At 58.8% G+C, this 12,864-nt stretch carries 14 protein-coding genes; 7 read left to right on the forward strand and 7 right to left on the reverse strand.

The window, feature by feature from the left end:
• The first annotated feature begins 10 nt into the window (after nucleotides 1-10).
• Nucleotides 11-1,039, forward strand: coding sequence for a methionine synthase (locus PPN31114_RS14595; RefSeq protein WP_174988057.1), 1,029 nt, complete (start codon nucleotides 11-13; stop codon nucleotides 1,037-1,039).
• A gap of 65 nt (nucleotides 1,040-1,104) precedes the next feature.
• Here the strand turns inward: PPN31114_RS14595 and PPN31114_RS14600 are convergent, their stop codons facing one another.
• Both PPN31114_RS14600 and PPN31114_RS14605 read right to left on the reverse strand, forming a co-directional pair.
• Nucleotides 1,105-2,031, reverse strand: a complete 927-nt coding sequence (locus PPN31114_RS14600) for an alpha/beta fold hydrolase (RefSeq protein WP_150680171.1) — start codon at nucleotides 2,029-2,031, stop codon at nucleotides 1,105-1,107.
• A 56-nt stretch (nucleotides 2,032-2,087) separates the two neighbouring features.
• On the reverse strand, nucleotides 2,088-2,756 hold the full coding sequence (locus PPN31114_RS14605; protein WP_246182547.1) for a TetR/AcrR family transcriptional regulator: 669 nt from the start codon (nucleotides 2,754-2,756) through the stop codon (nucleotides 2,088-2,090).
• A 28-nt stretch (nucleotides 2,757-2,784) separates the two neighbouring features.
• Here PPN31114_RS14605 and PPN31114_RS14610 point away from each other — a divergent pair, with 28 nt between their 5' ends.
• The 4 genes from PPN31114_RS14610 to PPN31114_RS14625 all read left to right on the forward strand — a co-directional run bounded on the left by PPN31114_RS14610 (nucleotide 2,785) and on the right by PPN31114_RS14625 (nucleotide 7,156).
• Nucleotides 2,785-3,768, forward strand: a complete 984-nt coding sequence (locus PPN31114_RS14610; protein ID WP_306439722.1) for a LysR family transcriptional regulator — start codon at nucleotides 2,785-2,787, stop codon at nucleotides 3,766-3,768.
• Nucleotides 3,769-3,900: 132 nt separating this feature from the next.
• Nucleotides 3,901-4,914 (forward strand): succinylglutamate desuccinylase/aspartoacylase family protein, encoded by a 1,014-nt coding sequence (locus PPN31114_RS14615; RefSeq protein WP_150680172.1) that lies wholly within the window; start codon nucleotides 3,901-3,903, stop codon nucleotides 4,912-4,914.
• Nucleotides 4,915-4,935: 21 nt separating this feature from the next.
• Nucleotides 4,936-6,249 (forward strand): MFS transporter, encoded by a 1,314-nt coding sequence (locus PPN31114_RS14620; protein ID WP_150680441.1) that lies wholly within the window; start codon nucleotides 4,936-4,938, stop codon nucleotides 6,247-6,249.
• Nucleotides 6,250-6,280: 31 nt separating this feature from the next.
• Nucleotides 6,281-7,156 (forward strand): MBL fold metallo-hydrolase, encoded by an 876-nt coding sequence (locus tag PPN31114_RS14625; RefSeq protein ID WP_150680173.1) that lies wholly within the window; start codon nucleotides 6,281-6,283, stop codon nucleotides 7,154-7,156.
• A 180-nt stretch (nucleotides 7,157-7,336) separates the two neighbouring features.
• Here the strand turns inward: PPN31114_RS14625 and PPN31114_RS14630 are convergent, their stop codons facing one another.
• The 3 genes from PPN31114_RS14630 to PPN31114_RS14640 form a co-directional block, all read right to left on the reverse strand.
• Nucleotides 7,337-7,750 (reverse strand): VOC family protein, encoded by a 414-nt coding sequence (locus PPN31114_RS14630; RefSeq protein ID WP_150680174.1) that lies wholly within the window; start codon nucleotides 7,748-7,750, stop codon nucleotides 7,337-7,339.
• 160 nt (nucleotides 7,751-7,910) lie between these two features.
• Nucleotides 7,911-8,834, reverse strand: coding sequence for a LysR family transcriptional regulator (locus PPN31114_RS14635; protein ID WP_246182548.1), 924 nt, complete (start codon nucleotides 8,832-8,834; stop codon nucleotides 7,911-7,913).
• A 157-nt stretch (nucleotides 8,835-8,991) separates the two neighbouring features.
• Nucleotides 8,992-9,411: a rhodanese-like domain-containing protein gene (locus PPN31114_RS14640; RefSeq protein WP_150680176.1), complete on the reverse strand. Its 420-nt coding sequence runs from the start codon at nucleotides 9,409-9,411 to the stop codon at nucleotides 8,992-8,994.
• Nucleotides 9,412-9,537: 126 nt separating this feature from the next.
• Between PPN31114_RS14640 and ftrA the strand changes: the two genes are divergently transcribed.
• Nucleotides 9,538-10,512, forward strand: coding sequence for a transcriptional regulator FtrA (gene ftrA, locus PPN31114_RS14645; protein WP_150680177.1), 975 nt, complete (start codon nucleotides 9,538-9,540; stop codon nucleotides 10,510-10,512).
• 123 nt (nucleotides 10,513-10,635) lie between these two features.
• On the opposite strand, the gene PPN31114_RS14650 is transcribed toward ftrA, so the two are convergent.
• The gene (locus tag PPN31114_RS14650; RefSeq protein WP_150680178.1) at nucleotides 10,636-11,187 is read right to left on the reverse strand and encodes a hypothetical protein; all 552 of its coding nucleotides are present in this window, start codon (nucleotides 11,185-11,187) and stop codon (nucleotides 10,636-10,638) included.
• Between the two features lie 591 nt (nucleotides 11,188-11,778).
• Between PPN31114_RS14650 and PPN31114_RS14655 the strand changes: the two genes are divergently transcribed.
• Entirely contained in the window at nucleotides 11,779-12,189 is a 411-nt protein-coding gene (locus tag PPN31114_RS14655; protein ID WP_150680179.1) for a hypothetical protein, read from the forward strand.
• A 137-nt stretch (nucleotides 12,190-12,326) separates the two neighbouring features.
• Here the strand turns inward: PPN31114_RS14655 and PPN31114_RS14660 are convergent, their stop codons facing one another.
• Nucleotides 12,327-12,764: a hypothetical protein gene (locus tag PPN31114_RS14660; protein WP_150680180.1), complete on the reverse strand. Its 438-nt coding sequence runs from the start codon at nucleotides 12,762-12,764 to the stop codon at nucleotides 12,327-12,329.
• Nucleotides 12,765-12,864: the final 100 nt, after the last annotated feature.

The raw sequence follows: 12,864 nt of genomic DNA on the forward strand, positions 1-12,864 counted from the left end.
AAAATCCATCATGAAGAAATTGTTGCCGACCTCGACTGCTGGCAGTCTGCCGAAACCCTCTTGGCTCGCCGAGCCGGAGAAGCTCTGGTCGCCCTGGAAGTTGCAGGGTGACGAGTTGATCGACGGCAAGCGCGACGCTTTGCGTTTGTCGCTGCAAGAACAACAACATGCCGGTATCGATATCGTCAGCGACGGCGAGCAAACGCGTCAGCATTTTGTGACGACGTTTATCGAGCACCTCGACGGCGTCGATTTTGAGAACCGCCAGACCGTTCGGATTCGCGATCGATACGATGCGAGCGTGCCCACGGTGGTGGGAGCGGTGGCTCGGCGTAAGCCGGTGTTTGTCGAGGACGCCAAGTTCCTGCGCTCGCAAACGAAGCAACCCATTAAATGGGCGCTGCCGGGCCCCATGACGATGATCGATACGCTTTACGACGATCACTACAAGAGCCGTGAAAAGCTGGCTTGGGAGTTCGCCAAGATTCTCAATCAGGAAGCGAAAGAGTTGGAGGCTGCTGGCGTCGACATCATTCAATTCGACGAGCCCGCATTCAACGTCTTCTTCGACGAAGTGAATGAGTGGGGCGTCGCTACGCTGGAACGAGCCATCGAAGGGCTCAAGTGCGAAACGGCCGTGCATATTTGCTACGGCTATGGCATCAAAGCCAATACCGATTGGAAAAAGACACTGGGCTCGGAGTGGCGGCAGTATGAGGAAGCCTTCCCCAAACTGCAAAAGTCGAACATCGATATCGTCTCGCTGGAATGTCACAACTCGCATGTGCCGATCGACCTGATTGAACTCATTCGAGGCAAGAAGGTGATGGTCGGGGCTATCGATGTGGCATCCGAGACCATTGAAACGCCGGAGGAAGTCGCCGCGACGTTGCGCAAAGCCCTCCAGTTTGTCGATGCAGACAAGCTCTATCCGTGCACCAATTGCGGCATGGCCCCGTTGCCCCGCAGCGTCGCACGAGGCAAGTTGAATGCGCTAAGTGCAGGTGCGGAAATCGTGCGCCGAGAACTCTCGAATTAATTCGGGATGACGTTGGAAGTGCTGCACCGGGGGCCGGTGCAGCCGATATCAGCGGGGCATCCAGGTCAATGAAGTGTTTTGACTGGATTGGCGGTGAACTCAATTAAATGCGCTGCCACTTCGTCCGGGCATTCCTCCATGACGAAATGTCCGCAGTCGGCCAGCACATGGCCTTGCACGTTTACCGCGATGCGTTTCATCGTGTCGAATAGCATTGACCCCACACCGAATTGCCCGCCCAGCGCCATGACCGGCATCTCAAGCATCCGCGTTGCGCGCGCCCGATTCGCGGCAAGCGCCTCCTGCGAAAACGACTCGCGATAGTAGGCGAACGCCGTTCTTGTCCCTCCCGGCTGTACATAGGCGCGGGTGTATTCGTCGATGACGGTGGGCGTGAAGACCCATGGCCGCGCTGCCTTCTGGGAAAACAGCCACGCCAAGTACTCACGCTCGTGTCCGCGCACGAGGATCTCGGGTAGGTCGGGAATGCGGTTGAAGGCGAAATGCCAGGTTCGATTGTTGAGCTCGTCAGAGGGAATCTCCGACCCCGGCATCGGTGAAATGCCCGGCAGCGCCGCGTCGAACAACGACAGCGTGCGAACGTCGTCAGGAAAGTCTGCGGCATAGGCGTAGGCGATCCACGCGCCGACATCGTGCGACGCCACATCGAGTCTGGTGTCTTTCGTCAGCCCCAGCGCTTGCACGAATCGGTGGATTTCGGCGGCAACCACGCCGGGCGTGAACCCCTGCGAAGGATGCGCGGAATCGCCCATGCCGCGCGGGTCGATGGCAATCACTCTACGTCCCGCTCTCGCGAGCTTAGGAATGACATCGCGCCACGCATACCAGCTTTCCGGCCAGCCAGGAATCAGCAGAATTGGCGCACCGGCGCCAGCTTCAACATAGTGGAGCCGGACGCCATCGATGTTGATCAGCTTGTGGTGTATCTCGATGTTGTTATCGCGAGGATCGGGCGAATTATTTGTAGTCATATCGGTTCCAAAATAAACAAAAGAACGCCATGGATCCCCATGGCACGGTCAAATGTTCAGTCGATGATTTTCATTGCCATATCGAGAATGGCCTTGTCGCGATGGTCGCGATGCGCGTCGCTTTTCCCGACGACTCTTAGCCCCTGCAAGAAGCAGAGCAACGCTTCTGCCGCCGCCTTGGTGTTGAGGTCGGCACGGATAGAACCGTCTTTGATGCCGATCCGTATGAGCTCCGATAACGTGCGCTCGAGGTATTTCAGCGCCTGTTCGAACATGTGCACGATGTCGGGGTCGATCACGGTGGCTTCGAGTCCTGTCGCGACCACTAGGCAGCCGAGTCGCCCCGGCTCTCCCCGCGATTGCTCAAGATAGTGGGCAAGCAGCTTTGCCACGCGCTCGCGCCCCGACCCTTCGCCGCTTGCGATCACCCGGATCCGTTCGTGCCCGAGACTGACGTAGCGTTCGAGCGCGGCAACGTACACAGACTTCTTGTCCGCGAACGCTTTGTACAAGCTGCCCCGCGTGAGTCCGGTCGCATCGACCAGATCGGCAATTGAGCTTGCGCCAAAGCCGCGCTGCCTGAATAGCGCGATGGCGAGATCGACGACTTCGTCGTAGTCAAACTCCCTTGGTCGTCCGCGGCCCGGCTTGCTGATAATGGCAGTCATGGGCGGATTATGGATCACATCGTTCCCATAATCAAGTGGAGCCACGGCCAGAGACATTCAGCCGCCGCCATTCGAAATATTTGATATGGCATCATTGGCGGCTCTATGCGTACCGCTGCGCCGAATCGCATGCGTGCGCAGCCACTCACTCTACGAACGCTTCCTCATGGAACTGCGCCACCTTAGATACTTCGTCGCTGTGGCCGAGGCCAGGAGCTTCCGCGTGGCGGCGGAGCGCATTCACATCACCCAGCCAGCCATTACGCGGCAAATTCAGGATCTTGAAGCCGAGGTCGGGGCCGCGCTCTTTGAACGCAATTCGATGGGCGTGACGCTCACGCCTGCCGGCGCGCATGTGCTGAAAGACGTTCGCGGCATCCTGGACAAGCTGGAGGACACGGTGCGTTCGGCCCGCAAGATCGGCGCGGGGCTGGCCGGCAGCCTCAGAGTCGGATTTGTCGAAAACGTGGGCTGGGATGGTCTAGTGCCCGATGCCTTTGCGCTTTTCCAACAACAAGCTCCCGAACTCCAACTGCAATTGGTGCCGTCAAACTCGCCGGAGCAGATTCAGCAAATTGAGTCGGACACGCTCGATGGTGGATTCATCTACTCGTTCGACCCGTTGCCGCCGTCGTTGCGCGTGCTGCCGCTGCAAAACCGGCGCACCGCGTTGGCGATTCCACGCCAATGGGCATGGCCGACAGACGTACCGGTCGCAGCATCGGCATTGAACGACACACCCTTCGTCGCCTTTCCCCGCCATACGTACCCTGCCTACTACGATCATTTGATCCAGCAGTGCCAGCGTGCCGGATTGACGCTCGACATCGTGCAGGAAGTGACGACCGAAGCGGCGATTCTCTCGCTGGTGTCAGCAGGCATCGGTGCCGCGATCGTCAACGCGAGCAACAAAAATCGACCTCCCGCCCGCGTGGAATTTATCGACATCGACGATCTGGAGATTCGACTGCCGCTTGTCTTCGCGTATGCACCCGAGAACCGGAATCCCGCATTAGCGCGATTTCTCAAGCTGCTAGACGCGCTGCGGTCCGAGTCGTCGCCAGACTAGTCAACGCCCGCGCACCGGGCGATGCCTGAAAGGCATCGCCAATGCAGAAAACGGCATTGGCGCGCTTTATTGTGGCTATTCATCATCAAGCTCATGGAATGGATTCCGATTTGATGATGGAGACGCAAGCGAATGAGCCCGCAACAATCCCGAATTACCGCCAGTATCGACTTCGATCAGGACGGATTTCAGACAGGCACGCTCCGAGTGCCTCACTCGGTCGATCGATCCGCCTACGGACATATTCCGATTCCGATTGCCGTGCGCAAGCAAGGCGAGGGGCCGACGGTACTGCTGACAGGCGGAAATCACGGCGATGAGTACGAGGGGCCGGTGGCGTTGATGAAGCTGTTGCAACGGCTTCCCGCCATGCAGATCAACGGCCGAATCATTGTCATGCCCGGCCTGAATTTTCCGGCATATCTCGCTGGCAGGCGAACGAGCCCTATCGACGGTGCCAACATGAACCGGGTGTTTCCCGGGAAGCGCGACGGCACGATCACAGAAATGATCGCGCACTACGTCGATACCGAACTGTTCCCGCGCGCTGACTTCATTTTCGATATTCACTCCGGCGGGCAGTCGTTCGATCACTTCCCGACGCTGCTCGTCTATCCTCCCAAAGATCGGGGCACGCGGGCCTACTACATGGGGTTGATCGAGGCATTTGGGTCACCCCATGCGATGGTCATGGACCTGCTCGGAGAGGACCGCACGTACGGTGCCGCCGTCGAGCGGCAAGGCAAGCTGTTTCTGTGCGGCGAATTTGGCGGATTCGGCACGTGTAACCCGAGAAATCTGCCCATCGTCGAAGGCGGCCTCGATCGTTTGCTGGTTGCGCTTGGCATCACCTCATCGACCAGTCTCGATCTTCCCCCGGCGCGCACGGCGTACATGAAAGTCGAGGGGCATCAACATTATGTGTTCGCCTCGCTCGGCGGCATCTACGAGCCAGCCGTTTCGTTGGGCGACTGGGTGAACGAGGGCGATATTGCTGCACGAGTCTTCAATCCGCATGCCCCTTGGGAAGCACCGCGCGTCGTGCATTTTGCAGGACGCGGCCGCGTGGTCTGTCTGCGTTCGTTTGCGGGCGTTGAGGCCGGTGATTGTTTGGTGGTCCTCGCGGACAGCACCGACGTCGCCTGATACGGAGAGATCATCGTGTCCATGACCACCTCGCTGCCTATCGAAAACGCCAAACACGCCGAAGACGCGCTGTTCCGTAGGATTTCGCTGCGTCTGCTTCCGTTTCTGACGGTCTGCTATATGTTTGCGTTTCTCGACCGCATTAATGTCGGGTTTGCCAAACTTCAGATGCAGTCCAGTCTCGATCTGTCGGATGCGGCGTACGGGTTTGGCGCTGGCATTTTTTTTATCGGCTACGTGTTGTTGGAGATTCCCAGTAACCTCCTGCTGCCGAAGGTCGGTGCCCGGCGGACGATGGCACGCATCATGGTGCTGTGGGGCCTCACGTCGGCGGGCATGATGTTTGTGCGCGACCCGCTCAGTTTTTACGTGCTGCGTTTTCTGCTCGGCGCGTTCGAAGCAGGCTTTGCTCCGGGCATGATTCTGTACCTGACGTACTGGTTTCCCGGGGCGCGCATGGGCAAGACGATGGCGATCGTGATGGCGGCGGGGCCGATTGGCGGATTGGTGGGCGGGCCTGCATCGACAATTGTGATGACAGCGCTCGCAGGGGTGCAGGGGCTGGCCGGTTGGCAATGGATGTTTATCGTCGAAGGCTTGCCGTGCGTGTTGTTGGGTATTGTTGCTTGGTTCTGGCTGACCGATCGGCCCGACGACGCGAACTGGCTGACGCCGGACGAAAAGTCGCTGCTTCGCGTGTCGACCGCAGGGGGGATTGCACACGGCGGCACCGTTGGCGGACTGCTTAAGGCGGTACAGGACCGTCGTGTGCTCGGCCTCGCACTGAGCAATTTCTGCGTTATTTGCGGCATCTACGCCGTCAGCTTCTGGCTGCCGACGATTCTCAATGCCGCGGGAATGACGGACACACGTGCGGTCGGATGGTGGTCCGCGCTACCGTACGTGGTTTCGTTAGTTGCGATGTATGCGCTGTCGGTGCGATCGGATCGGCACGGCGAACGACGATGGCACTATGCGGTGGCGAGCGTGGTGGGGGCGGTTGCGCTACTCGTGGCAAGCCGGTATTCGTCCGTGTTTGCTGTGGCATTGGCTGCAATGACCGTCGCTACCGCGTCGATGTGGGCAGCGTACACCGTGTTGTGGGCGATTCCCGGCGAGTACATGAAAGGAAACGTGGCGCCCGGGGGTATCGCGCTCGTGAATGTGCTCGGCGTGTTGGGCGGATTTTTCAGTCCGGTGCTGATCGGCGCGATCAAATCGCTGACGGGCAGTCTGGAATCGGGGCTGCTGCCGATGGTCGGGCTGATGCTGCTCGGCGCAGTCGTTATGGTGTTGAATCGGTTTCCTGACGCAACAGTCAGTGAGCGGTGCTAAAAATTTTGACGACTAAGGTCGAATATCCCATATGAAAAATCCCCTCACTTATCGCGTCGGTAGTGCAACCGTGACTCGGATTGACGAAACGACGTTCTCGCTGCCGCCTGAAGTCTTGTTCACGGACTGGGACGTAGCATCCGAAAACCTGCTGAGCGCAAAGCTGTCGTCAGCAAGTCTCGATATTGAGCAACGGCGGGTATGCATGCGCACTCATTTGTGGGTAGTGGAGATCAACGGTCTGACCGTTGTCGTCGACACGGGCATCGGAAATGACAAGGAGAGACCTTTCAGTGCGCTCTTCGATCGACTCGACAACCCAGTGCTCGAGCGCCTCAACGCTGCGGGATTTAGCACTGAGCAGGTCGATTACGTGCTGACGACGCATTTGCACGTGGACCACGTGGGGTGGAACACGCACAGGAAAGATGGCCGCTGGCAGCCAGTCTTCGAGAATGCGACCTACGTGTTCGGTCAGCGTGAGCTAGATTTCTTTGCGACGCAGGAGGGTGAACCTCGCCGCATGGTGTTCGACGACAGCGTCAAGCCGATCATCGACGCGGGGCAGGCGCGCGTGGTGCCAGACGTCGCTTGCGAAGTCGCCGAGGGCATTCGCTTTCTTCCGACGCCCGGGCACAGCATCGGGCATATGGCGATCGAAATGGTTTCTCACGGGCAGACGGCACTGTTCACAGGAGACGTTATGCACAGTCCTTTACAGGTCTATCGTCCGGCGTGGAATTCGACGTTTTGCCGGAGTCAGGAGGAGGCGCGTGCCTCACGCTCGTGGCTGCTCGATCATGCGGCGAGGACGGAATCGATCGTCTTCCCGGCGCACTTTCCGGAAGGATCCGCTGGCAGGATTCTGGCGAATTCCCACGGCTTCGAATGGCGATATCTCGCCTAAGCGACGCTTGTATTGGGCGTGGTCTCCAACTGAATTCGGGTGACAAACCAATCGACGAAAAGATCCGGCATACCTGCCATTTGATACAGACCGCAATGCATCGTGCGCCCAACGGCGCCCGCTCCCGACCCCGAGCGGCCGTCGGATTACCTCGAAGCCGTGGTTTGCGTCGTCAGGCCTTCAACCGTGGGGCGGAACGGCTTCCGGGTCCATCCACATCACCTCCCAGATATGGCCGTCCGGATCCTCAAAACTGCGTCCGTACATGACGCCGAAATCCTGGACAGGCGTGGGGTCCGCCTTGCCGCCTGCGTCGGTCGCCTTCTCAACGAGTTCAGACACCTCTGCCCGCCCTCCTGCTGACAGACACAGTAATACCTGTGCATCTGTGTGCGCGTCGACGATTCGCTTCCGCGTGAACTGGCGCCATTTGTCATGGGTAAGCAACATGACGTAGATCGTCTCGGAGATCACCATGCACGCCGCGGTTTCATCGGTGAACGCAGGGTTGTTGACCGCGCCGATGGCCTCGTAGAAGGCCTTGGAGCGCCTCAGGTCTGTTACAGGCAAGTTGATGAAAATCTGATTGTTCATGATCCGGCTTCCTGAATTTGAGCAATATACGAACTTTGTCTATTGATGTGAGCCATGAAGAGATTGCCATAGCACCTTATCGACTCGCCCAAGTGGCGGGAAGTCCGCGGTTTGCAACGAGGCGTTGCGAAACTGGAACGGTGTCGCCGGACACAGGGAATCAGGCGGTGGACGGATCGGATGGCCACCTTGCGCGCATCAGCTCAAGGAAGACACGCACGGCGGACGTCATGCCGCGCCGACTGGGGTACATGACGTAAAGCGTGGCCGGGCGCGAGCGTACGCCTTGCAGCACAGGCACCAGTTGGCCGTCATCGATAGCGTCTTGGCAAAGGTAGGCCGGCAACTGTGCCATGCCGGCGCCGTGCAGCGCGAGTTCGCGAATGGCCAGCAGGTTGTCTACAGCAATGACCGGCGTGAGAGCGATATCGATTGGCTTATCGTCTTTGTCGACGAACTGCCATGGCCGGGGATTTGCCAGTGTGCCCTGCGCGAGGCAGGGGTAGCCAGACAACTCGTCGAGGCGCGCGGGCGGGCCGTCGGCTTCCAGCAACGACGAATGGGCCACGACGATCGACGCCGACGTCGCCACCGGAATGGCGATGACGTCCTCTGAGGCGAGGGGCACGACGGCCGCGCGGATGACCAGGTCCAGTCGCTCCTCGGCCAGGTCGACAAAGCGATTCGAGAGCGTCAACTGCACCCGCACGCCCGGGTGCGCGCGCGCAAATTCGGCCAAGATCGGCGGGAGCATGGTCTCGGCAATCAGCACGGAGGTATGAAGGTGGATCACGCCAGATGGCTCCGCCACGGAGCTGCGCGTGAGAGCGCCGATCTTGTCAACGTGCACGGCCGCCTCCCGTGCGTGCGCAAGCACCTCCTCGCCAACCGGCGTGAGGCCGAAGACTTGCCCCGACCGGTGTAGCAGTCGCACGCCGAGCGCGCGCTCGAGTGTCGCCACCCGGCGGGATAGCCGCGACTTGGCGATGCCGGTCTGCCGCTCAGCGGCGCTGAATCCGCCAGCATCGACCACGAGGGTGAAGAGCAGCAAGTCGTCGAGATGTGCGCCGCTGCTATGCAGCACAAGGGCGGATTCTCTATAGACGGTGGAGGCCGCAAGGGGACCTGGCATAGGGGGCAAAGGCGCGGGGCCGCGAGGTTACGGGAAAAACAGATGCTACCGTCCCGACGGACGGCTGAGAAGGTTGTGATCCACCCTTATCAACGCCTACTCGGAACAATCACTCAAGGTCGCTCACTGCAAGCTCGAAACCTTCGTCGAGCCATCCGGTGACACCGCCGATCATCACCTTCACTGGCCGTCCCAACTGCGCCAGTCGGATGGCGCCGCGCGTTGCGCCATTGCAGTGCGGTCCCGCGCAGTAGGTGACGAAGAGCGTGTCGTGCGAATAGTCGGCAAGCTTCGACTCGATGATCTTGCCGTGCATCAAGTTCACGGCGCCAGGAATGTGGCCGCGAGCAAACAGCGCCGGGCTTCGAACATCGAGCAACACGAAGCCGGGTGACCCGCTGGCCAGTGCACTGGCAACATCGGAGCAATCGGTTTCAAATTGCAGCGACGCGCGAAAGTGGGCAAGTGCCGCGGTGCTCTCGGCGGCGGGGATGGCGGTGACGGCGTTGTTTTCGCTGAGCGTGGACATAGGTTCGGTCGAAGATAAATGCGGTACGCGTGGTGCCCGGGTAGCGCGATTCGGGAGCCCTCATTTTGCCGTTGCACCGTCAAGCCGATAAGTGTCGGAAATGACAATGTCCGGTAACATTGCGCCATGGAAAATCGTCTCGTCGTTGCGTTGGCTTATGACCGGCTCTGTACGTTTGAATTTGGCTGCGTCACGGAATTGTTCGCACTGGAGCGCCCCGAACTCGGCGTCGACTGGTACCGCTTCAGCGTTTGCGCTATCGAGCCCGGACCGCTGCGCGCGGCTGGCGGCATCACCGTCGCCGCGCCTTACGCACTCAAGCGACTCGACAGCGCTGACACGATCGTGGTGCCCGGATGGCGCGATCCGGATGAACTGCCGCCTGAGGCGTTGCTGAAGAAGATTCGCGCGGCCCATCGGCGCGGTGCGCGTCTTTGCTCGATCTGTTCCGGCGTATTTGTATTGGCGGCGGCCGGCGTGCTCGACGGCAAGACGGTGACGACTCACTGGCGCTACGCCGAGAAACTACAGCAGCGGTACCCGAATTTATGCGTGCAGTCGGACGCGCTGTATGTCGACGAAGGTCAGATCATTACGTCGGCGGGATCGGCGGCGGGGCTCGACATGCTCCTCCATCTGGTACGACGCGATTACGGAAGCGCAGTGGCCAATCGGGTTGCCCAGCGGCTTGTGGTGCCTCCGCACCGTGAGGGCGGTCAGGCGCAGTTTGTGCCACGACCGATGCCGCGCGACGAAAGCGGACGTCTGGCGAAGTTGATCGACTGGGTACGCCAACACCCGGCCTTACCGCACACCCTACGCTCGCTTGCCGAACGCGCGGCGATGAGTCCGCGCACCTTACAGCGGCATTTTCAGGACGCTACCGGCATGGCGCCCTATGAATGGCTGACGCACGAGCGTGTGGCGGTGGCGCGAGAGCTGCTCGAAGCGCAACCGTCAATGCCGATGCTGCGCATCGCCGAGCTGGCAGGTTTCGGGTCTGAAGAATCGATGCGCAGACACTTTCGACGCATCGCCCATACGAGTCCGGCCGCCTATCGGGAGAAGTTTGGTCATGACGCTCGGACGCGGAAGGGTTGAGGGGGAAAGGTGTACGGTGTCCGGCGGGCGATTTGGAGAGGTGGCTGCCGTTCTTTAAGGGCGGCTTTTGACCCAAAGTGGCCGCTCAGGATGTCACATAGCTGTCCTTCGTACACTCCCGTTTTACTCGACTTCGATCCACTGCACTCGGACATCGGGCAAAGCAAGAACGTCTAGCAGATCGTTCATGCAGACGATCGAAAAGTGTTGGCGATTCTCAGTGCCAGGCAAGTTCATATACTGCGATAGCCACGCAGAATTTTCGACGATGACTGCCGGGAGGACCCATTGACTCCATTCTCTCGCTTGGCACTTGGGCCTTGATCGAGCCGATGACTGAATGACAGAGCCGTGGAACTCCTCTATCCATTGCAGACCTATGACGCCCGAAAAGCATAGCTCCAAGTCCGGCTTCTGCGGTTCGGTGCCAGTATTTAGAAGAGAAAAGCGCATCACGACTCGGAGTTCATCGCGTGTATTGAACTGAAATTCGAGATCGGGGCAAGGGAAGTCCACTTCCGCTAACGCCTCCCAATGCATCGCTCTTTCGGACATACTCATTTCCGTTTTCTCGAAACGCGGCGAGGAGCAGGACATTATTCTCGACGATTCCTGAATTGATGCCGAACGGCCGGAACCGGCCGCAAGCAGGTGCTTGCCGAACGACACGGCCATGCATTTATGGTTAAGGCTGGCGCGAGATCGTTACGACGCGCTGCTATCCGTCACCAGCAACGGGTTAACCACCTCTATGATTTCGGCTTGTCCGATTACTCGCGCTCCCTCTGCAACGTCCAATACGCGACCGGTCCAGAGTGTATGTGGATAGGCCTCCGGTGTACTCAGCCAGACCTCGGCCAAGCACTGCTCGCGTGTTGCCAAGCTACGCCCCTCCGCGAACTCGTGATGGGCTGACGACCAATAGTCTGGCAGGATTTCGTAGATCGGACGATAGCCCGTCCGGACGTGCTTTACAGTGCCCTCGTGTGTAAGCGCGGTCAGCATGAACATCACCAGCAAGTCGGGTGGTCGGATTGGACGGCTCATGTAGTGGTTCCTGAAAGCTTGTACAGGAGAACGACATTCAAATTGTCGCCGATCCAGACGTCGTTCTCGGTAGACCGCGTCTGCTCCGACAGCCGCCCGACGCGGTCGGCTGAAGCCGACCCGAAGCAGCCTTACGAATTTTCCACAAGCAGACGTTCAAAATGGCTTCTCGTGGACCGCTTGTAATTTTTTGCCTCCCAACAAGAATGGGAACGCAGGATGAACCCGATTCTGCAGGACCTACAAACAGCGTTTATGAACGAGTTGCAATCTCGCTACGACCAGACTGGCCGAGGATTGCAGCTTTCAACAAACGACATTGACCGCTGGACCGAGATTGTTGGATCGACGACACGGCACGCATACGATGTGATCGCTCGCCATCTAGCGGTCGGGTTTCATGAGCGCCGATACCCTTTTTGGTTCTGTGACGCAGTCGTAAACGCGGTTATCGCTTTCGTTTATGACGATTTTTTCCAGAGGGGAGAAGACTTCCCCGCTTTGTTTTACAAAATCTATTTGGCGTTCGATGCAGGCGAAGTTGAGCGAGAGGGGATGGATCCGATTGAGGTCTACACGCGCCCCATGATTGAGGAAATTGTTCGCAATCTAGCCGAAGAGGCTGGATGACTGTTCATGGCCGGATGCAGGCAAATGCGAGAGGCGGTTTTCGACTCGGAGCGGACATTAGAAACACAAGACTTGCGAGGCCCGCCCGTTTTGTATTCCTCTGATAGTGATGCGATCCAGATACGTGTTTTGTCGGGCTACGATCCGTTGGACACTGAGGCCATGCAGTCAATCTGAGTTTGGGGAGAGCTCAACGCCTGACATTTTTTTAGCTCAGGTGCCAAGACCTCGAGACCCTTCATGGATTTCCCAAGCGTTTGATTCGCACATTCAACCCAGCGATACATGCGATGGGAGTGCATCGATAGCTCGTTGTGTTCGTACACGCTTTTGACGATTACTGGCAGCTTCGCCCGCGTTGCATCAGACTCGGGTATGCCAGCATTCATCACTGCCAACGCCACTTCTTCAGTTGCACCGTTGTCGCGAAGGTTAGTGGCAGTTGCAGCTGCCAAGCCAACCTTCTTACAGCTCTCCGATTTCAGAGCGCCCACCATGTCCACTTGGGCATGTGACACGACGGCGATCAAAAACAAGACGGAGCCAACAGCAATTTCATTCAATTTGCCAAACATTGATCTCTCCGAAACCATAAATACGGGGTTGAGTCCGACATTCTGCGTCGTACAGGGCCACCAAAATGATAGTAGATCCGCTCTTGGCCGATTTCGGCCG

The sequence above is a fragment of the Pandoraea pneumonica genome (genome assembly GCF_902459645.1).
Classification (GTDB): Bacteria; Pseudomonadota; Gammaproteobacteria; order Burkholderiales; family Burkholderiaceae; genus Pandoraea; species Pandoraea pneumonica.